At 70.8% G+C, this 20,704-nt stretch carries 15 protein-coding genes; 8 read left to right on the top strand and 7 right to left on the bottom strand.

The features are described 5' to 3' along the window. Positions 1-17 precede the first annotated feature (17 nt). Positions 18-2,879: a DEAD/DEAH box helicase gene (locus ACFY1E_RS14505; protein ID WP_389075456.1), complete on the top strand. Its 2,862-nt coding sequence runs from the start codon at positions 18-20 to the stop codon at positions 2,877-2,879. A gap of 280 nt (positions 2,880-3,159) precedes the next feature. On the opposite strand, the gene atzF is transcribed toward ACFY1E_RS14505, so the two are convergent. Genes atzF through ACFY1E_RS14485 form a run of 4 tightly spaced genes read right to left on the bottom strand, consistent with a single transcriptional unit; the run spans position 3,160 to position 9,777 of the window. Further along, positions 3,160-4,824 (bottom strand): allophanate hydrolase, encoded by a 1,665-nt coding sequence (gene atzF / locus ACFY1E_RS14500; RefSeq protein ID WP_389076028.1) that lies wholly within the window; start codon positions 4,822-4,824, stop codon positions 3,160-3,162. 5 nt (positions 4,825-4,829) lie between these two features. Continuing rightward, positions 4,830-8,342 carry a 5-oxoprolinase/urea amidolyase family protein gene (locus tag ACFY1E_RS14495; RefSeq protein WP_389075454.1) on the bottom strand — a complete coding sequence of 1,171 codons (3,513 nt, stop codon included), beginning with the start codon at positions 8,340-8,342 and terminating at the stop codon, positions 4,830-4,832. After that, positions 8,339-8,956, bottom strand: a complete 618-nt coding sequence (locus tag ACFY1E_RS14490; RefSeq protein ID WP_389075452.1) for an urea amidolyase associated protein UAAP2 — start codon at positions 8,954-8,956, stop codon at positions 8,339-8,341. The genes ACFY1E_RS14495 and ACFY1E_RS14490 overlap by 4 nt, the downstream gene beginning before the upstream one ends. Continuing rightward, positions 8,953-9,777: an urea amidolyase associated protein UAAP1 gene (locus tag ACFY1E_RS14485; protein ID WP_389075449.1), complete on the bottom strand. Its 825-nt coding sequence runs from the start codon at positions 9,775-9,777 to the stop codon at positions 8,953-8,955. Before ACFY1E_RS14485 ends, ACFY1E_RS14490 begins: the two co-directional genes overlap by 4 nt. Positions 9,778-10,266: 489 nt before the next feature. Between ACFY1E_RS14485 and ACFY1E_RS14480 the strand changes: the two genes are divergently transcribed. From ACFY1E_RS14480 to ACFY1E_RS14455, 6 genes are all read left to right on the top strand, one after another. Beyond that, complete coding sequence (locus ACFY1E_RS14480; protein ID WP_389075447.1) at positions 10,267-10,902, top strand: TetR/AcrR family transcriptional regulator; 636 nt, start codon at positions 10,267-10,269, stop codon at positions 10,900-10,902. A gap of 316 nt (positions 10,903-11,218) precedes the next feature. After that, positions 11,219-12,811, top strand: a complete 1,593-nt coding sequence (locus ACFY1E_RS14475; RefSeq protein WP_389075445.1) for a sensor histidine kinase — start codon at positions 11,219-11,221, stop codon at positions 12,809-12,811. Next, on the top strand, positions 12,808-13,215 hold the full coding sequence (locus ACFY1E_RS14470) for a roadblock/LC7 domain-containing protein (RefSeq protein WP_016434374.1): 408 nt from the start codon (positions 12,808-12,810) through the stop codon (positions 13,213-13,215). Before ACFY1E_RS14475 ends, ACFY1E_RS14470 begins: the two co-directional genes overlap by 4 nt. Beyond that, positions 13,212-13,625: a DUF742 domain-containing protein gene (locus ACFY1E_RS14465; RefSeq protein WP_389075442.1), complete on the top strand. Its 414-nt coding sequence runs from the start codon at positions 13,212-13,214 to the stop codon at positions 13,623-13,625. The genes ACFY1E_RS14470 and ACFY1E_RS14465 overlap by 4 nt, the downstream gene beginning before the upstream one ends. Next, positions 13,606-14,226 (top strand): ATP/GTP-binding protein, encoded by a 621-nt coding sequence (locus tag ACFY1E_RS14460; RefSeq protein ID WP_389075439.1) that lies wholly within the window; start codon positions 13,606-13,608, stop codon positions 14,224-14,226. Before ACFY1E_RS14465 ends, ACFY1E_RS14460 begins: the two co-directional genes overlap by 20 nt. A 132-nt stretch (positions 14,227-14,358) precedes the next feature. Then, positions 14,359-15,849 carry a cytochrome P450 gene (locus ACFY1E_RS14455; RefSeq protein ID WP_389075437.1) on the top strand — a complete coding sequence of 497 codons (1,491 nt, stop codon included), beginning with the start codon at positions 14,359-14,361 and terminating at the stop codon, positions 15,847-15,849. Here ACFY1E_RS14455 and ACFY1E_RS14450 read toward each other — a convergent pair. Beyond that, entirely contained in the window at positions 15,843-16,793 is a 951-nt protein-coding gene (locus tag ACFY1E_RS14450) for an RluA family pseudouridine synthase (RefSeq protein ID WP_389075434.1), read from the bottom strand. The two genes, ACFY1E_RS14455 and ACFY1E_RS14450, sit on opposite strands and share 7 nt — an antisense overlap. Before the next feature lie 68 nt (positions 16,794-16,861). On the opposite strand from ACFY1E_RS14450, the gene ACFY1E_RS14445 reads away from it, so the two are divergent. Further along, complete coding sequence (locus tag ACFY1E_RS14445) at positions 16,862-17,443, top strand: GNAT family N-acetyltransferase (protein WP_389075432.1); 582 nt, start codon at positions 16,862-16,864, stop codon at positions 17,441-17,443. A gap of 53 nt (positions 17,444-17,496) precedes the next feature. Here ACFY1E_RS14445 and ACFY1E_RS14440 read toward each other — a convergent pair whose 3' ends face one another. Then, positions 17,497-18,699 (bottom strand): hypothetical protein, encoded by a 1,203-nt coding sequence (locus ACFY1E_RS14440; RefSeq protein WP_389075429.1) that lies wholly within the window; start codon positions 18,697-18,699, stop codon positions 17,497-17,499. A 325-nt stretch (positions 18,700-19,024) separates the two neighbouring features. After that, positions 19,025-20,584, bottom strand: a complete 1,560-nt coding sequence (locus ACFY1E_RS14435) for an amino acid permease (RefSeq protein ID WP_389075427.1) — start codon at positions 20,582-20,584, stop codon at positions 19,025-19,027. Positions 20,585-20,704: the final 120 nt, after the last annotated feature.

The raw sequence follows: 20,704 nt of genomic DNA, 5'->3' as shown, positions 1-20,704 counted from the left end.
AGGGGCCGGAACGGATAATGATCGTCCTGTTGTCAGTGCGGCCCGGTACGCTCGAAAGCACGATGACAGAGGACCTCTCCCCGGCTGAGCGGTACGCGGCTGCCCGCAGGCGCGCTGCCGAGCAGGCCACCGCGCTCGCCTCCTTCCGCGAGATGTACGACTTCGGCCTCGACCCCTTCCAGATAGAGGCCTGCCAGGCGCTCGAAGCGGGCAAGGGCGTGCTGGTCGCAGCGCCCACCGGCTCCGGCAAGACGATCGTGGGCGAGTTCGCCGTCCACCTCGCCCTGATGCAGGGCAAGAAGTGCTTCTACACGACACCCATCAAGGCGCTGTCCAACCAGAAGTACGCCGACCTGTGCCGCCGTTACGGTGACGGCATGGTCGGACTGCTCACCGGCGACAACAGCATCAACCCCGACGCCCCGGTGGTCGTGATGACCACCGAGGTGCTGCGGAACATGCTGTACGCGGGCTCGCAGACCCTCCTCGGCCTCGGCTACGTGGTCATGGACGAGGTGCACTACCTCTCCGACCGCTTCCGAGGCGCCGTATGGGAAGAGGTGATCATCCACCTGCCCGAGTCGGTGACTCTGGTGTCCCTGTCGGCGACCGTGTCCAACGCCGAGGAGTTCGGTGACTGGCTCGACACCGTCCGTGGCGACACCGAGGTGATCGTCTCCGAGCACCGGCCCGTGCCGCTGTTCCAGCACGTGCTCGCCGGGCGCCGGATGTACGACCTGTTCGAGGAGGGCGAGGGCCACAAGAAGGCCGTCAACCCCGACCTGACGCGGCTGGCCCGGATGGAGGCCCAGCGGCCCTCGTACCAGGACCGCAGACGGGGCCGGGCGATGCGTGAGGCCGACCGTGAGCGGGAGCGCAGACAGCGCTCGCGGGTGTGGACCCCGGGGCGCCCCGAGGTCATCGAGCGGCTCGACGCCGAGGGCCTGCTGCCCGCCATCACCTTCATCTTCAGCCGCGCCGCCTGCGAGGCCGCCGTACAGCAGTGTCTGTACGCCGGGCTGCGGCTCAACGACGACGAGGCGCGCGCGAAGGTCCGGGACCTCGTCGAGGAGCGCACCGCCGCCATCCCCACCGAGGACCTGCACGTCCTCGGGTACTACGAGTGGCTGGAGGGCCTGGAGCGCGGTATCGCCGCCCACCACGCGGGCATGCTGCCGACCTTCAAGGAGGTCGTCGAGGAACTGTTCGTGCGGGGGCTGGTCAAGGCCGTGTTCGCCACCGAGACCCTCGCGCTCGGCATCAACATGCCCGCCCGCTCGGTGGTGTTGGAGAAGCTCGTCAAGTGGAACGGCGAGCAGCACGCCGACATCACACCCGGTGAGTACACACAGCTGACGGGGCGTGCGGGGCGTCGGGGTATCGACGTCGAGGGCCATGCCGTCGTCCTGTGGCAGCGCGGGATGAGCCCCGAGCACCTCGCCGGCCTTGCCGGCACGCGCACCTATCCGCTGCGCTCCAGCTTCAAGCCGTCGTACAACATGGCGGTCAACCTGGTGGAGCAGTTCGGGCGACACCGGTCGCGCGAGCTGCTGGAGACCTCGTTCGCGCAGTTCCAGGCCGACAAGTCGGTCGTCGGGATCTCGCGGCAGGTGCAGCGCAACGAGGAGGGCCTGGAGGGCTACAAGGCCTCCATGACCTGCCACCTGGGCGACTTCGAGGAGTACGCGCGGCTGCGCCGCGAGCTCAAGGACCGGGAGACCGAGCTGGCCCGGCAGGGCGCGGCCGAGCGGCGCGCCGAGGCCGCCGTGGCGCTGGAGAAGCTCAAGCCGGGTGACGTCATCCACGTGCCGACGGGCAAGTACGCCGGTCTGGCGCTGGTGCTGGATCCGGGGCTGCCGGCCGGGCGTTCCAACGGCCACCGGGGCTTCGAGCACCACGACGGGCCGCGTCCGCTGGTCCTGACCGCCGAGCGGCAGGTCAAGCGACTCGCCTCGATGGACTTCCCGGTGCCGGTCGAGGCGCTGGAGCGGATGCGCATCCCGAAGTCCTTCAACCCGCGCTCCCCGCAGTCGCGCAGGGACCTCGCCTCCGCGCTGCGCACCAAGGCCGGGCACATTCCGCCGGAGCGGGCCCGCAAGAAGCGCTCCCAGGCGGCCGACGACCGCGAGATCGCGCGGCTTCGGACCGCTATTCGGGCGCACCCCTGCCACGGGTGCAACGAGAGGGAGGACCACGCCCGCTGGGCCGAGCGCTACCACCGGCTGCTGCGGGACACCTCGCAGCTGGAGCGCCGTATCGAGGGCCGCACGAACACCATCGCGCGGACCTTCGACCGGATCGTGGCGCTGCTGACCGAGCTGGACTATCTGCGCGGTGACGAGGTCACCGAGCACGGCAAGCGGCTGGCACGGCTGTACGGCGAACTCGACCTGCTGGCCAGTGAGTGCCTGCGGGCGGGTGTCTGGAACGGGCTCGGCCCTGCCGAACTGGCCGCCTGCGTATCCGCGTTGGTGTACGAGGCACGGGTGGGCGACGACGCCATGGCGCCGAAGCTGCCCTCCGGCAAGGCGAAGGCCGCGCTCGGCGAGATGGTGCGGATCTGGGGGCGGCTGGACGCCCTGGAGGAGGACTTCCGGATCACCCAGACCGAGGGCGTGGGCCAGCGGGAACCGGACCTCGGGTTCGCCTGGGCCGCCTACATGTGGGCCAGTGGCAAGGGGCTGGACGAGGTGCTGCGGGAGGCCGAGATGCCGGCCGGGGACTTCGTGCGGTGGTGCAAGCAGGTCATCGACGTGCTCGGACAGATCTCGGCGGCGGCTCCCGTCTCCGGCGGGGAGAACTCGACCGTCGCGAAGAACGCCCGCAAGGCGGTCGATCTGCTGCTGCGGGGGGTTGTGGCCTACTCGTCGGTGGGGTGAGGTTGGCGTGCGGGTGCACCTCGTCTGTGGCTGGTCGCGCCGTTCCCCGCGCCCCTGATGCCTGCGGCGCATCTGCGGATCGAGTGGAGTGCGCGTAGCGCCTGCGGTTCGGTCGTGGTCGGGGCCGCGCCGGGTGTCCGTCCTCGGTCGGGCGGTGCTGCCTGGTGGGCTGTGGTCGGTGGTGGACGCCCGCCGCTGCGGGCGGACACCCCGCCACGTCCCCTTCCCGCCGTACGCGGCTTGCGGGCCCGTGGGGGTGCGCCGGCCGCGTACCCCTCGCCTAGCGGCCGAGGTATGCCCGCCAGCCGCCGTACGGCGTGATGTCCTCGGCGTCCGTGAGGGCGGACGGTTCGCACAGGAAGCCGGGGACCTCGGTGCCGTCCGCCAGTTCCACGCTGCCCAGGGTCATCGGGCGGGGGAGGCTTGCCAGCAGGCGGCCCAGGCCCTCCGCGGGGAGGGTCCAGACCTCCGCCTCGATCGCCGTGCCGCCCTCGCCGATGTGGACCAGGCCCGGCTTCGGGGGCGTCGTGCGCAGGGCGTGCAGGCGGTAGGCGGGGGCGGTGGTCGTCGTACGGTCCAGACGGGCGCCCAGGGCGAGGAGTTGGGGGTTGAGGGGCTGGCCCGTCAGGTGCGCGCCCACCACCGCCAGCTGTGTGTCCGGCCGGAGCAGGGCGGCGATCCGCGCCAGACGGTCGTCCGTGAAGGCCGGGCCGATCAGCATCACGCCGAACGGCAGGCCGTTCACCTCGCCCGCCGGAACCGCGGCCGCCGCGAGATCGAAGAGGTTGGTGGAGTTGGTGAAGCGGCCCAGCCGGGCGTTGGCGCCCAGCGGGTCGGCGGCCACCTCGGCGAGGGCCGGATGGCCGGGGGTGGTCGGCAGCAGCAGGGCGTCCGCGTCGGCCAGTTCCGCGAGGGCGCGGGCGCGCAGCGCGGCCAGGCGGTCGGTGTCGGCGTAGAGCCGGTGGGCCGGGATGTCGCGGGCGCGGGTGATGATGCCGGCGACGGTGGGGTCCAGGCCCTCGATGCCGTCCGCGAGCGCCTTGTCGACAAAGCCGCCGACCGCCGTATAGCGCTCGGCGACGAACGCGCCCTCGTAGAGCATCGCCGCGGCCTCGGTGAACGGGGTCAGATCGAGGGTGCGGACGGTGGCTCCGGCGGCTTCGAGCTGCCGTACCGCCGCCTCGTACGCCTCCGCCCAGCCCTCGTCCAGCTCGCCGAGCTGCTCCCGCGGCGGGACCGCGACGCGCCACGGGCCGGGGGCACGCTGAGGGAGCGGGGGGAGTTCGCGGTCCGGCGGGGAGGTCATGAAGGACAGCGCCTGCTCGGCCTCCGGGAGGGTGCGGGCGAACACCGTCACGCAGTCGAGGGAGGCACAGGCCGGGACCACTCCTGCCGTCGGGACCAGACCGCGGGTCGGTTTGAGGCCGACGATGCCGTTGAACGCGGCCGGGACCCGGCCCGAGCCCGCGGTGTCCGTGCCCAGCGCGAGGTCGACGATGCCCAGGGCCACGGCGACGGCCGAGCCGGAGCTGGAGCCGCCGCTGATACGGGCGGGATCGTGCGCGTTGCGGACCGCGCCGTGCGGCGAGCGCGTGCCCACCAGGCCCGTCGCGAACTGGTCCAGGTTCGTGGTGCCCAGCACGATCGCGCCCGCCGCGCGCAGCCGGGCGACGACCGGCGCGTCCGCCTCCGGCTGGTAGGCGTACGCCGGGCAGCCCGCGGTGGTGGGCAGCCCGGCCACGTCGATGTTGCCCTTCGCCGCGAACAGCCGTCCGGCGAGTGGGAGTCGGTCGCCTGCCGCCACGCGGGCGTCGATCGCGTGGGCCTCTGCCTCCACCTCCGCCTGCGGGCGCAGGTCGATCCAGATCTCGGGACGGTCCACCGCCTCGATGCGGGCGTAGGCGGCACGGACACGGTTCACAGCGGACATCTCTTGCTCCTTGATGTGTGTCAGGGGGCCGCCGGGGCCAGGACGAGCAGTGCCGTCCCCGCCTCCACCTGGTCGCCCGGCCGGGCCAGGATCTCCGCCACCACGCCGTCCACCGGCGCGTGCACCCTGGACTCCATCTTCATCGCCTCCAGGGCGAGCAGAGGCTGCCCGGCGCTCACCTCGTCGCCCGGCTCGACGTTCAGCTGCCACACGGATGCGGCGAATTCGGCCTCCACCAGCCGGCCGCCCGCCGGGACGGTCACCTCGGCGGGGGGAGCGGCCGGTGCGGCCGCCGCCTCGGCGCGGGTGAACTCGCCGGCGGCCTCCCACGCGTCCCGCTCCGCGGCGAAGGCCCGCTGCTGCCGGGCCCGGAACTCGCCGATCGACGCGGCGTTCTCCTCCAGGAAGGCCCGGTACTCGGCGAGCGAGAAGGTGCCCTCCTCGATACGCGGCACGAAACGGCCGGACGTGATGTCGGCGCGCAGGCCGAGGAGTTCGTCCGCGTCCACCGGATACCACCGGATGCGGTCGAAGAAGCGCAGCAGCCAGGGCGAGCCCGGCTCGAACGCGCCGCGCTGCTGCCACCCCGACCACACCTGCGTCGTACGGCCCACGAACTGGTAGCCGCCCGGCCCCTCCATGCCGTAGATGCACAGGTAGGCCCCGCCGATGCCGACCGAGTTCTCGGCGGTCCAGGTGCGCGCCGGGTTGTACTTCGTGGTCACCAGGCGGTGGCGGGGGTCGAGCGGGGTGGCCACGGGAGCGCCCAGGTACACGTCTCCCAGGCCCAGGACGAGGTACTCCGCGTCGAAGACCGTGTCGTACACGTCGTTCACGGAGTCCAGGCCGTTGACCCGACGGATGAACTCGATGTTCCACGGGCACCAGGGGGCGTCGTCGCGGACGCCCGCCATGTAGCGGGCGATCGCCTCGCGGGTCGCCGGGTCGTCCCAGGACAGGGGGAGATGGACGGTGCGGGAGGGGACGACGAGTTCGTCGGTGGGCGGCAGCGTCGCCGTGATCTCCCGTACGGCGGCGAGAAGGCGATGGAGCGGCAGGCGGCACGGATCCGTCTGGATCTGCAGGGAGCGGATGCCCGGTGTGAGGTCCGTGATGCCTTCGGGGCCCTCCTCCGCCACCGCCTCCATCAGCGCGTGGACGCGCATGCGCAGCGCCAGGTCGAGCTGCATGGGCCCGAATTCGACCAGCAGGTTGTCGTCGCCGCTGCGGCGGTAGGTGATGTCACCGTCGCGGGCCAGTACGCCGCCGTCGACGATGTCCGCGCCGGGCGAGCCGTCGACGGTCACCGGGGCGAAGCGGACCGTGTCGCCCGGGCGCAGCTGCCCCAGCTTCCACCGCTCGCCGCTGAGTACGGTCGCCGGGCAGACGAACCCGCCGAGCGAGGGGCCGTCCGGGCCGAGCAGCACCGGCATGTCGCCGGTGTAGTCGACGGCGCCGACGGAGTACGGGGTGTCGTGGATGTTGGACGGGTGCAGGCCCGCCTCGCCGCCGTCGGTGCGCGCCCAGCGCGGCTTGGGTCCGACCAGCCGTACGCCCGTGCGGGCCGAGTTGAAGTGCACCTTCCAGTCGGCGGCGTAGAAGTCGCGGATGTCGTCCTCGGTGAAGAACTCCGGCGCCGCATGCGGGCCTTCGACCGCGCCTATCTGCCATTCGGCGGTGAAGGACGGGCGGTCCGCAGGAGGCACCGGGGCGCCGTCGGCGACCGTGCCGCCGTGCAGCACGTCACCCGTGCGCAGCGCCCGGCCGCCGTGCCCGCCGAACCGGCCCAGGGTGAAGGTGCTCGCGCTGCCGAGGAAGGCCGGTACGTCCAGGCCGCCGGCGAAGAGCACGTAGGTGCGCAGGCCGTGCCGGCTGGGCGCGCCGACCTCCAGGACGGCCCCTGCGGGCACCGTCACCGGCTCCCACTGCGCGACGGGCCTGCCGTCGACCGTCACCTCGGCCGGGGCGCCCGTCACGCACACCGTCGTCGGGTGGGTGAACCTCAACGACGGTCCCTGGAGCGTGCATTCGAGTCCCGGGGCGCCCTCCTGGTTGCCGAGCGCCTGGTTGCCGAGCCGGAAGGACAGGTCGTCCATCGGACCGCACGGCGGCACACCGACCTGCCAGTAGCCGGTGCGGCCCGGCCAGTCCTGCACGGTGGTGAGCGTGCCGCCGGAGACGACCTCGATACGCGGCGTCGGGTCGGTGACGGAGGCCAGCGTCGCCGTGGAGTGACCGGCGGCCCTGAAGTCGGGGTGGTCCAGCGCCGCGCGCACCAGGCCCAGATTGGTCTCGATGCCGTCGACGCGGGTGCGGGCCAGCGCCTCGTCCAGACGCCGGAGCGCATGGTCGCGGTCGGGACCGTAGGCGATGACCTTGGCGAGCATCGGGTCGTACGACGTCGTCACCTCGGTGCCGGTCTCCACCCAGCCGTCGACGCGGACGCCCGGCGGGAACTCGACCCGCGTCAACAGGCCTGCGCTGGGCCTGTGTTCGCGTGACGGGTCCTCGGCGTAGAGGCGGGCCTCCACGGCGTGGCCGCGGGGTGCACCCGGTTCGCGTACGACATCGGACTCGCCGCGGGCCAGGCGCAGCATCCAGGCGACGAGATCGACGCCGTAGATCTCCTCCGTGACCGGATGCTCCACCTGGAGGCGGGTGTTGACCTCGAGGAAGTACGCCTCCTCGCGGGCGGCGTCGTAGACGAACTCGACGGTGCCGGCGGAGCGGTAGCCGACCGATGCGCACAGGTCGCGGGCGCTTGCCGCGAGTTGCTCGCGCACGCGGTCCGGGAGGCCGGGGGCGGGGGCCTCCTCCAGCACTTTCTGGTTGCGGCGCTGGAGGGAGCAGTCGCGGTCGCCGAAGGTGACGACCCGGCCCTCGCCGTCGCCGAAGACCTGCACCTCGACATGGCGGGCGTGCTCGACGAGCCGCTCCAGGAAGACACCCGCGGAGGAGAAGGAGGCGGCGGCGACGCGCTGCACCCGCTCCCAGGCGTCGGTCAGTTCGTCGGCGGAGCGACATGCCGACATACCGATACCGCCGCCACCGCCGGTCGCCTTGAGCATGACCGGGTAGCCGATCACGGCGGCCTGCGCGAGCGCCTCGTCCACGGAGGCCAGCAGGCCCGTCCCCGGTGCCAGCGGCACCCCCGCCGCCTCGGCTGCCGCCCGTGCGGTGTGCTTGGCACCGAACAGCTCCAGCTGCTCGGGTGCCGGGCCGACGAACACGATCCCGGCGTCCTCGCAGCGGCGCGCGAAGGCCGCGTCCTCGGACAGGAACCCGTAGCCGGGGTGGATCGCGCCCGCACCGGTGTCCTTGGCCGCCTTCAGCACCAGGTCGGCGTCGAGGTACGACTCCTTCGCCGGCGCGGGACCGAGCCGTACCGCCTCGTCGGCGAGGCGTACGTGGGGTGCCTGGCGGTCGGCGTCGGAGTACACGGCGACCGTGCGCAGGCCCAGTTCGCGGGCGGTGCGGATGATCCGTACGGCGATCTCCCCGCGGTTGGCGACCAGCAGCGTGTCGAAGCTCATGCCTCGTCCTCCGAAGCCGCGGCCCCGATCGTCATCTCCACCGCCGTCGGCTCGAAGCCGTTGCACGGGTTGTTGATCTGGGGGCAGTTGGAGACCAGGACGAGGACGTCGCGCTCGGCGCGCAGGGTCAGCTTGAGGCCCGGCGCCGAGAGGCCGTCGACGATGCCGAGGGTGCCGTCCTTCTCGACGGGCACGTTCATGTACCAGTTGATGTTGGAGACGAGGTCGCGCTTGCCCAGGCCGTGCTTCGCGCCCTCCGCGAGGAAGTTGTCCACGCAGGCGTGCTGGGACCAGGTGTGGTGGCCGTAGCGGAGGGTGTTCGACTCCTTGGAGCAGGCGCCGCCGACCGTGTCGTGGCGGCCCACGTCGTCGGCGGTCAGCGTCATCAGCGGGGTGTGCTCGTTGGACATCAGCACGCTGCCCGTGGTCAGGAAGATGCCGCCCTGGGCGTGGATGGTGTCGGGGGCGCTGTAGCGGACCGAGGTGTCGTGGGCGTCGTAGACGAGGAAGTCGACGGCCTGGTTGCCGTGCAGGTCGGTGATGGTCAGCGTCTGGCCCGTGCGGATCACGGACGACCAGGCGGCGCGGGCGGGAACCACGGTCTTCGTGCTCATGAAAGCCCCCTCGCGGCAAGGAATTCGGCGGTGTTGAGGAAGGCGCGGCGGCCCTCGGGCGTGGCCTCCCACAGCGGGTCGCCCGGCGGGGTCGGCGCGGCACGCCAGGCGAGGACCTCCAGCGGGGTGCTGACGTAGTCGGGGCGTGGGTCGGTCGGGTGCGGCACATTGGCGATCAGTACGGTGACGTCCTGTTCGGCGCGGAGCGTCACGCTGCCGCCGGGGCCGGCGGACCCGGTGAAGTCCAGGGCGCCGTCCTCGCGCACCTCCACGCCCTGGAAGAACGACAGCGACGGCGGCAGGTCGCGCGGCTGCAGGCCGTTCTTCGCGGCCGCCAGCTTGAACAGCTCCCGGCCCGCGGGGGACGCGGACTGCGGGGTGCCGTCGCCGTACCGCTCGGTGTTGCGTACGAGGGTGGAGGTGCCGCACAGCGCGTCGTGCCGCCCGGAGGTGTCGGCGACGACACTCGCGAGCACGCGCCCCTGGTCGGACAGCAGGAGCCGGCCCTCCCCGAGGTAGGCGTTCCACTGGACCTTCACCGTGTCGGCGACGTTCAGCCGCTCCCAGGGCCGGTCGGCCACGAACAGCAGCAGATGGGCGCAGGCCTCGCCGTGGAGGTCGGTCAGGCGCAGTTCGGTGCCGCGGGCGAGCACCCGGTGGGTGTAGTTGCCGCCCGCCACCGTCTCCGCCCACACCAGATGGCCTGCCGCGCACGGCGGGTCGGGCCAGTCGGCCGCCGGGACGACGGGCATGGCCTCGGCGTGTGTGCCCTCCTGGGCGCGTGCGTGGTCGCGGGCTCCGTATGTGGTCGCTGTCGCCATCGCGGGACCTCCGGCTCCGGTGTCGTCTCTTCCGGGGTTGTTTCTGTCGCCCGACAGAAATTAGGAGCCGGTCGGGTCACGGGCATTGCCCGCGCGTTGCCGGCGGGTTACCGAGCCCTCACGAGGACCATCGGGAGATCGCCCGAGGCCGCGGGCTGACCGGGTGTCGCCTGGCGGCGGCCGTGGTCGCCCGAAGGCACCTGGAGGTGGCCCTGTGTCGTTCGGGGTCCCGGAGGTGGCACGGCGCTGCTCGGGGGCCCGGGAGGTGGGGCGAGGTGTCCGGGAGTCCTGGACGTGGGCCCGGTGTGGCCCGGGACCGGAGGGGCCTCGGGTGCTCGGGGGCATCGAGGCGGCTGCTGGAGCCAGAGATGCCCGAATGCCGCCCGGAGCCTGCCCGGAGGCCGCCCAAAGGTCCCCAAGGCCGCCCGTGGATCTCCGGCGAACCCGCGGGAGATCACCCTTGCGCCGCCGTGTGCGAGGATCGAACGCATGGGAACGCCGGGTGGAGGAGGCGGCCGTCGGGTCGGCAGGCCGCGGGCCGCGCAACGGCCGGACAGCGGTCTGCAGCCGCGCGACGAACTGCTCGCGGCCGCCGCCGAGTTGTTCACCACCCGTGGGTACGCGGCCACCACCACCCGCGCGGTCGCCGAGCGCGCGGGGATGCGGCAGGCCTCCATGTACCACTACGTCTCCGGCAAGGAGGAACTCCTCGCCGAGCTGCTGGAGTCCACGGTCACGCCCTCGCTGGCCTACGCCCGACAGCTCCTCGCCGACGACGCGACCCCGCCCGAGAGCCGGCTGTGGGAGCTGTGCCGGACGGACGTGGAGCTGCTGTGCGGCGGTCCGCACAACCTCGGCGGGCTGTATCTGCTGCCCGAGGTGCGGGCCGAGCGGTTCGCCGGCTTCCATGCCGTGCGTGCCGAACTCAAGGACGCCTACCGGCAGTTGCTCGCCGGGACGACCGCCGGGAGCGCGCTCGCCAAGAACGAGCTCGACCTGCGTACGGATCTGTTGTTCGGTCTGATCGAGGGGGTGATCCTCGTGCATCGCTCCGACCCCGAACGCCCGGTGGCGGTCTTCGCCGAGGCCACGGCGGACGCGGCGCTGCGGATCGCCGGCATCTGACCGATTGCCGCGGAAGCCGATCTTCACCCATCACGGTGAGTGATTTTCGTACGCCCGTACGTCGTGACGCGGCGTGTTCGAACGGCCGCTGAGTGTGCAAATGGAGCCGAGAGTACCCCTTGGTCCGGTCCCATTTCAGGTGCTTGCTGAATATGACACGGCGATGATCCGGTCGGACTAAGCTCGCCCGCAGCGCACCGAGTTGAGGTGTATTCGTGCGCTTGTTCTCAAAAATACCGAAGATCCAGCGCAGTCCCATGCGTACCCCACTTGCAAGCTCCCCAGACACCCAGCCGATCTTTTTCAGAGGGCCTACATGGTGAGTGTTCAATCCCCTCCCGGGCGCCGTGAACTTCCTTACGCGCGCGTGCTGTTGCTGCCCGCCATAGTGATGGCCGCAGCGACCGGAGCAGCCGTCGCCCTGGTGGCCGTGCCGGCCCGCGCGGCCGTCGTGTGGTGCGGCGCCGTCGCCACACTCCTGGTGATCGCGACGGCGGCCGAAGCGGTACGCCGCGGCCGCGCCCTGCAGGCGGTGCGCGAGGAGAGCGCCCGTCACCGTGCGTACATGGAACGGCGGATCGCCGGACACGAACAGGAGGTCCACCGCCTCTCGCACGAGATCGTCCCCACCGCCATCGAGTACCTGCGCAGCGGGCACACGCCCAGGGACGTGGTCAACCTCCTCGGCGACATCGACCCCGCCTACCGCGACCTGCCCAAGGCCCAGGTGGCGCTGGTCAGGCGGATGCTCGACATCATCGACAACGAGGAAGCCCTGCGGGACTCCTCGGCGCGCTCCTTCGTCAACATCGCCCGCCGCGTTCAGGCGATCGTGCACCAACAGGCCAAGGAACTCCGGGAGATGGAGGAGGACCACGGCCGCAACCCCGAGGTCTTCGACGACCTCCTGCGCATCGACCACGGCACCGCGCTGATCGGCCGCCTCGCCGACTCCATCGCGGTGCTCGGCGGCGGCCGCCCCGGACGCCAGTGGCCGCAGCCCGTACCGCTGTACAGCGTGCTGCGCGGCGCCATGTCCCGGATCCTGGAGTACAAGCGCATCTCGCTCGACAACATCGCCAAGGTCAACATCCGCGGCATCTCCGTCGAGCCGGTCATCCACGCCTGCGCCGAGCTCCTCGACAACGCCACGCGCTACTCGCCGCCGCAGACCAAGGTGCACGTCATCGCGACCGAGGTGCAGACCGGCATCGCCATCGAGATCGAGGACGCCGGCGTCAGCCTCAGCGAGGAGGCCCGCGCCAAGGCCGAGACCATGCTGGAGCGCGCCCAGGCCGGCGTCGACCTCCAGGAACTCGGCGACGCCCCGCGACTGGGCCTGGCCGTCGTGGGCCGTCTGTGCAAGGCGTTCGACATGCAGATCTCGCTGCGTGCCTCCGCGTACGGCGGTGTCCGCGCCGTCCTCGTCATCCCGCGCGTGATGGTGACCGGCGACGAGGCGCCCGGCCTCGCCCACGGCATCGGCGCCACCGCGTTGCCCAAGCTCGAACTCGGTGCGCTCGAAGGTCCCAAGCGCGCACCGAAGCGGCGGCGTCCCACCAGCCCGCGTATTCCGGCCGGCGTGTCCATGGAGGACGAGATCCCCGAGGTCACGGAGTGGACCGCGGGCGGCCTGCCGCAGCGCCGCAGCCGGGTCAAGATCCCGCTCAGCCAGCGGCTCGCCGAACAGGCCGCCGCCGAAGAGGCCGAGCGGGAGGCGAGGGCGGCCAGGCCCGCCTGGACGACGCCCGTGACGGAGCCGGAGCCGGAGACCAAGGAAACCGAACCCGGGCTGTGGGTCGAGGCGTTCTGGGAGGGCCTCAAGGGCGACCCGGACCCGACCGCATTCACCCAGCCGACCAACGAGCCGGCCCGAATCGAGGCCGACGACGAGAGGGACCACAAGTGATCCAGCAGCGAGCCAACTTCGACTGGATGCTCAAGGATCTCGCCGACGGAGTACCGGGCATCGAGATGATCGTGGTGCTCTCCGCCGACGGCCTGCGCATCGCTCGCTACGGGGGCGATCCCGACGCCGCCGACCGCGTCGCCGCGGCCTGCGCGGGACTGCAGAGCCTGGCGGGCGCCGTCGCCCATGAGATCCCGGGCAGCGACGGCCGGATGAAGCTGGTCATCATCGAGATCAACGGCGGTTACTTCTATCTGATGGCCGCCGGAGCCAATGCCTACCTCGCGGTGCTCTCCGACGTGGTCGCCGAGCCCGGTCTGATGAGCAACCGCATGCGTGATCTGGTCGTACGGATCGGGGCCCATCTCACCAGTCCGCCCCGGCGCAACGGGCAGACCGTATGACTCCTCCGCAACGCCGGCGGCGATACCCCAGTCAGGACATCCCGGAACCTCCCCCGACACCCTCCAAGGAAGGCCATGAGGGTGACCCGAAGGCCCCGGAGCGGCTCTACGTCGTCGCCGGGCCGGACGGGGAACGCGCCGACATCGACCTGGTCACGTTAATCGTGGCGCGCGCCGACCCGCCGCCTTCCGCCACTCCGGAGCAGACGGCGATGCTCCGGCTGTGCACGGCCCCCCTCTCGGTGGCCGAGCTCTCGGCCTATCTGAGTCTGCCGTTCAGCGTGGTGACCGTGCTGCTGACCGAGATGCTGACGGCAGAACTGGTGCAGGCGCGCGCCCCGATCGTCCGGCAGGCGCTCCCCGACCGTTCCCTTCTCGAAGCGGTGATGCATGGACTTCAAAGGCTCTGACACCATCCCCGGACCACGAACAGAGGATCATCTGCCGCACACGGCCCAGGCCGCGGTGAAGATCGTGATCGTGGGCGGCTTCGGAGTCGGCAAGACGACGATGGTCGGCTCGGTCAGCGAGATCAGGCCGCTGACCACCGAGGAGACCATGACGCAGGCCGGCGTCGGGGTCGACGACAACTACGGCTCCGAGTCCAAGACGGCCACCACCGTGGCCATGGACTTCGGCCGCATCAGCATCACCGACCAGCTGGTGCTCTACCTCTTCGGCACCCCCGGCCAGGAACGGTTCTGGTTCCTGTGGAACGGGCTGTTCGAGGGCGCGCTGGGCGCGGTCGTACTGATCGACACCCGGCGGCTCGAGGTCAGCTTCGACGTCATAGGGCGGCTGGAGGAGCGCGGCGTGCCCTTCGTGGTGGCCGTCAACTCCTTCCCCGACGCGCCCCGTTACCCCATCGCCGAACTGCGCACCGCACTCGACCTGGCCGAGGAGATCCCGATCATCGACTGCGACGCACGCCGCCGGGCCTCCAGCCGGGACGTCCTGATGACGCTGCTGCGCTTCCTCCATGCACTGGCGCGGGCCAGGGCCGGCACATGAGCCCCGCGCACTGCTACTCCCGTATCCCCGGCCATCCCGCATTTCCGGGCCGTCCCGTGTTCCCGGCTTCGCTCGAACCGGGGCCCCATCACCACCTGTACACCGGATCCACTCAGCTTCGGAGCGACGATCGTGACGCCTGAACCCCTCTCCCCGACCGGTACGGACGAGTCCCTGGCCGGCCCGCCTCCGGGCTGCCCCGCGCACGGAAAAGGCATCGGCCCCGGCGGGCTGCGCCGGCTGTACGGCCCCGGGGCGGAGAACCTGGGAGCCGTGTACGAGAAGCTCCGCGAAGAGCACGGTCCCGTGGCTCCCGCGCTGCTGCACGAGGACGTGCCGATCTGGGTGGTGCTCGGTCACAGCGAGAACCTGCACATGGTGAGCACGCCCGCGCAGTTCTGCAAGAACAACAGGTTGTGGAAGCCGATGCAGGACGGGACGGTCAAGCCCGACCACCCGCTCATGCCGCACTTCGCCTGGCAGCCGATCTGCGCCCACGCCGAAGGCGACGAGCACGTGCGGCTGCGCGGGGCGGTCACCGCCGCCATGTCGACCATCGATCAACGGGGCGTCCGCCGCCACATCAACCACGCGACCCAGCACCTCGTGAACAAGTTCTGCGAGAAGGGCAGGGCCGACCTGGTCGGCCAGTTCGCCGAATACCTGCCGATGGCGGTGATGTGCGAGGTCCTCGGGATGGCCGACGAGTACAACGATCGGATGGTGCACGCCGCTCGCGACATGCTCAAGGGCACCGAGACCTCCATCGCCAGCAACGCGTATGTCATGGACGTCCTGATGCGGCTCACCGCCCGCCGCCGGGCCGAACCCGAGGACGACTTCACCAGCCACCTGATCAACAACGAGGCGCGGCTCAACGACGAGGAGGTCGGCCAGCACCTGCGCGTCGTCCTGATGGCGGCGTACGAGGCCACCGCCAACCTCATCGCCAACGTGCTGCGAATGGTGCTCACCCACCCGGGGTTCCGCGCCCAGCTCAACGGAGGCCAGATGACCGTGCCCCAGGCGGTCGAGCAGTCCCTGTGGGACGAGCCGCCGTTCAGCACCGTCTTCGCCTACTTCGCCAAGCAGGACACCGAGCTGGGCGGCAAGCGCATCCGCAAGGGCGACGGCCTCCTTCTGGGCATCGCGCCGGGCAACGTGGACCCGCGCGTCCGCCCGGACCTGTCGGCCAACATGATGGGCAACCGCTCCCACCTCGCCTTCAGCGGCGGCCCGCACGAGTGCCCGGGCCAGGACATCGGCCGAGCCATCGCCGACGTCGGCGTCGACGCGCTGCTGAACCGTCTTCCCGACGTCCAACTCGACTGTGACGAGGACGAGTTGCGGTGGGTGACCGGCATCTCGAACCGCCACCTGGTGGAACTGCCGGTCCGCTTCGAGCCGAAGCCCCAGCAGAACGTGAAGGCGAAGCCCGGACACGCCCCCGTCCCGGCGCAGCGCACCGACTGGCAGGTCGGCAGCAAGCAGCCCGAGCCGGCCGCCCCCACCCCGGAGCTGCAGCCGGCGGCACCGCCCCAGCAGGCCGCGTCGGCACCTGAGCAGCCGGCTCGCCCGAAGGGTGCCTGGCGCCGCTTCCTGACCTGGTGGCGCGGCTACTGACCGGCCCAGCCGCCGTAGGAGCTCCAGGCCTCCAGAGCCCGCGAACTCCGGAACCGGTGCTCCACCCCCGTGACCGGATCGGTGAACTCCAGCGTCCGCGCCAGCAGTTGGAGCGGTCGCCGGAAGTCACCAGCCGGCACGGGGTCGGTCACCACCGGGTAGAGCGGATCGCCGAGGATGGGCACCCCGAGCGCGTTCATATGGACACGGAGCTGATGGGTCTGCCCGGTGCTGGGAATCAGCCGGTACCGCCCCAGGCCGTCGGCACGGTGCTCGACCAGCTCCACCCGGCTGACCGCGTTCGGCTCGCCCTCCACCTCGTGGGCGGCGAGCACCCCACGCTCCTTCACGATGCGGCTGCGCACCGTCCGGGGAAGGGCGAGACCCGGATCGTACGGCGCCACCGCCTCGTACTCCTTCGCTATCCGCCGGTCGCGGAACAGCGCCTGGTACGCGCCGCGTTCCTCGGGCCGCACCGTGAACAGCACGAGCCCGGCGGTGAGCCGGTCCAGCCGGTGCGCGGCCCCCAGCGTGGGCAGGCCCAGTTCCCGGCGCAGCCGCGCGAGCACGGTCTCGGTGACGTGGCTGCCGCGCGGGGTGGTGGCCAGGAAGTGCGGCTTGTCCGCGACGACGATGTGCTCGTCCCGGTGCACGACCCGAAGCGGGTACGGCACCGGTACCTCCTCGGGCAGCTCGCGGTGGAACCACACGAACATGCCGGGTTCGTACGCCGCGTCGGGCGCGACGGCCCGCCCGTCGGCTCCGACGATCTGCCCCGCCTCGAACATCCCGTCGACGGCCCCTGCGCCCGCCCCGCTCAGCCGCTCGACCAGATGCTCGCGCACGGTGGCCCACGGCCCCCCGGCGGGCAGCCGCACCCGCACCGGATCCACCCCCCGCCGTTGCGGCAGCGGGGCGGGCGGGATCCGTGGCTTGCGTCTCATCACGATCAAGCGTACGGCGCCGGAAAAACCGGTTGGACCGGCCGCGCCCCACGGGCAGGATGCGGATCATGCCCGACACCACCGGACCCGTGCTGCCCTCCGGAAGCCTCGCCCGATCCCCCCAACCTGTGCTCTCCACCGGCGACGGGCTGGTGCTGCGCCCCTGGCGGCCCGAGGACGCGCCCGCCGTGCACGAGACCTTCCAGGATCCGCTCATGCGCCAGTGGCATCTGCGGACCAGCGACTCGGAGGCGGAGGCCGCGGGCTGGATCGAGGGATGGCTGAAGGAGTGGGAAGGCGAGCGCATCGCCGAGTGGGCCGTGACCGACGCGGACAGCGACCGGCTGCTGGGGCGGGTGGCGTTGCGCGAGATCGTGCTCTTCGACGGTCTGGCCAAGGTCGCGTACTGGACCACGGCGGCGGCCCGCGGCCGGGGCGTCGCGGCACGTGCGACCGGCACCCTCACCCGCTGGGCCTTCGAGGAGATCGGCTTTCACCGCCTCGAACTCCTGCACGCCGCCGCCAACTTGGCCTCCTGCCGGGTCGCAGCCAAGACCGGCTTCGCCCTGGAAGGGGTCAAGCGCAGCGCCTTCCTGCACCCCGACGGCTGGCACGACATGCACCTGCACGCACGTGTGCAGGGCGACTGACCTGCACACGTGTGCACGAGAGCTGTCCGCATATGCGCTTGTGACAGAACTTGTCATCCGGCGCGACGGTGCGACCACATGAATCGGCGCACTGAATCCTCTTCGCCGCTGTGGAACATTTTCTCGAGCCATTCATCCGTCGGCATTTCACCGAAGAGGCGCTTGAGCTCGCGGGCCATCGGCGGAGCCAGCGGGAATCGCCTGCCATGCCGACGTTCCTGGTACCGGTCCTGTATCTGCACGAAGAGAAAACCGCTGCGGCCGAAGTGCACCAACGGCTCGGGCGCACCGGTGAAGACCAGATCGTCGATGAGATCGAGATAGATCGACCGGTAGCTGGCCTTCCTTTTCTCCGACCGGTGGCCGTTCGAGGTCGGCTGGTGATTGTCCAGCGAGTAGATGCCGAGCGTCGACTTGCACAGGTCCATCGAGAGGCAGTCGCACACCGCACTGTCCATGAGCCAGGGGAAGGAGACCGGGCCGGTTTCGCTGTTCCGGGCGACCATGATCGCAGTGCCATATGCATTTCCGGTGTTCCCCCGGAATATGACACCGTCCCACATGCTCGGCGAGTTCTGCAACTCCTCGTGGAGTCCGACGTGTTCGTCCCCCGGGCGGAAGTCCATCTTCTCCGCGTACTGCGCAATGGACTGCCTGATCAGAGACAGCAGCGCATGGACTGCGTCGCGCCCCCAGCCGGCCGCGTCCATCGCCTCGACGAGATCACCCACGGAGCGGCCGTACATGCGGAAACGGCCGCTGACCAGATCGAGTGGAGGTATGCAGATGTCGTCGAGGATGGTGGCGAAGGCGATGTAGTGCAGACCCAGTGGATCTGCGCCGTATCGCTCGCCGACCCAGCAGGCCATCCACTGGATGGTGTCACGGCACGCGCGTGACACCGTGTCGGCGGCGGTGGCATCGCGCTTCTTCGTCCAGTCGGCATAGTGCTGCGGGGTCCCGCCGAGCTGCCCCTCCACCGAATCCCACCGCTCCACGACCTCTTCCAGCAACGGCCACAAGTTGATCCGGTGGCGCTGCGCGATCGGGCCCACGTAACCGTCCCCGCCCATCACCGTGTACAGGTGGGCGGTGTGCTTGTTGTAACGGGACCTCGTGGTCGAGGGACGGACGGCCGCCACGGGTTTTCGCGGGTAATGCAGGAATGTGCAGGCCGTATCTCGATCGCAATTCGGTCCGCACCAGAGCTCATGCGAACGGTGCAGCAGTTGCTGAATGCCGCGTGCTTCTGACATATGCGCCAGAGCCTCCTGTGCGGAGCCCTTCCAAGCGAGCATGTCCGGGGTTACTGCCGCGACTTCGACGCAACTTGTTGCCATGACCACGAGCCTCCGCAAGAACATCCCACTTCTGGCTTCAATCCCCCAGCGTGCGCGCGACGTCGTTCCCCGTGAAGGAGCGTAGGAGGAGCGTACGACGGCACACGCGGGGCGCACTTGGTTGAAATGTTGTCATGTGTGGCATCGATCCGAAAGTGTTGGGTCCCATTCGTTCATGGCTGTGCGAGTGAACTGGTGGGCAATGCGCGACACTTGTTGCATCTGTGCAGGAAGCGTCCGGCTATCGAGTCGGATCCGGGAGGGCCGGAGCGGTTTCCCGGGCGGTGTGCGCGCGTCGAGTGCGCCCCCACTGGTACAGCGCTCCGATCCCTACCGTGACCAGCAAGAACAGCACCGTGAACCACTGGAAGTACCAGTGCCCGCCCGCCGGGTCGTACACCGCCGCCCTCGGCCAGGCCAGGTTGACCGTCATGAGGAGGCCGTAGAGGAGGGCGAGTGCGTTGACCGGGATGCCCCAGCGGCCCAGGGAGAAGAGCCGGCCGCCCGTCTCGTCGGTGCCTTCGGAGGTGAACTCGCCGCGCAGGCGGCGGATCAGGAGCGGGCCCGTGACCATCGCGTACGCGAGGTACAGCATCACGATGCAGGTGGTGCCGATGGCCAGGAAGGCGTCCGGGGAGACGAAGTTGAGCAGCAGGAGCGCCGCGGCGAGGACGCCGACGACGAGGGCGGGGGCGCCCGGCATGCCCGTGCTCGGGTTGACGCGGGCGAGGCGGCGGGAGAAGGGGAGCTGGCCGTCGCGGGCCATGGAGAACAGCATCCGGCAGGCCGCCGTCTGGATCGCGAGGGTTGCCACCGCGATCGCCACCACCACGTCCGCCAGCAGGACCTTGCCGACGCCGTCGCCCAGGCGGCTGGTCAGGACGTAGCTCAGGCCGTCGACGCCCAGGTGCCCGTCGGTCAGGCTGGGTGCGGCGAGCAGGCCGCCGAGGATGACCAGACCGCCGAGCAGGCCCGCGGCGCCCAGTGCCGTGAGGATCGTGCGGGGCGCCGTACGACGGGGGTGGTGTGTCTCCTCGCTCATCTCGCCCGCGCTGTCGAAGCCGATCATCACGTACGCCGCCGTGAAGGAACCCACGGCAAGTGCCCCGAACAGGCCGGAACTTGCGGCTCCCGTGGTGTGGAAGGTGATGCCGGGGGAGCGCTTCGAGTGGGTGAGCAGCAGCACGACGATGAGCGCCGCACCGATGATCTCGGCGGTCACTCCGACCCGGTTGATCAGGGACATCACCCGGTTGTCCACGATGTTCACGAGCGTGGTCAGCACCAGCAGGATCACTCCGAGGACCGCCGCGTTCGCCGCGCCGTCCTGCGAGGTCACCGCCGGGTCGGTGCCCACCAGCTGGAACCCCGACCAGATCGCCGGCAGCACCATCTGCAGCGCCAGCGCCGCCGCCGCGACCACCACGATCTGTCCGATCACCATGATCCAGCCGGCGAACCAGCCGAAGGTGACGTTCGAGAGCCGGGAGGACCACTGGTAGATGGCGCCCGAGATCGGATACCGGGCGGCCAGCTCCGCGAAGCACGCGGCCACCAGCAGCTGCCCGACCAGCACCACCGGCCAGGCCCAGAAGAAGACGGGGCCGCCGAACGCGTACCCGAAGGCGAAGAACTGGAAGACGGTCGTCAGTACGGAGATGAAGGAGAACCCGGCCGCGAAGGAGGCGTACCTGCCCAGGCTGCGGTGCAGTTCCTGGCGGTAGCCGAACTCCGCGAGCGAGCCGTCGTCCGGCGGGTGCGGTGGATCGGGGTGGACGTCGGAGGGGGTCGTTGTCGTCACGGCGGCACCTGCCTTCGGCGCGGGGAGCGGGGAGTGGCGCGGGTTCCTGTCAGGCGACAGAAATTAGGGACGGGCTGTTTCGTGCGCGTCACGCCGTCATGTCCGGGGCGGGCCCAAGTC

This window comes from Streptomyces sp. NPDC001604, from assembly GCF_042893475.1.
Lineage (GTDB): Bacteria > Actinomycetota > Actinomycetes > Streptomycetales > Streptomycetaceae > Streptomyces.
This window is presented reverse-complemented; position numbering and strand designations above follow the sequence as displayed.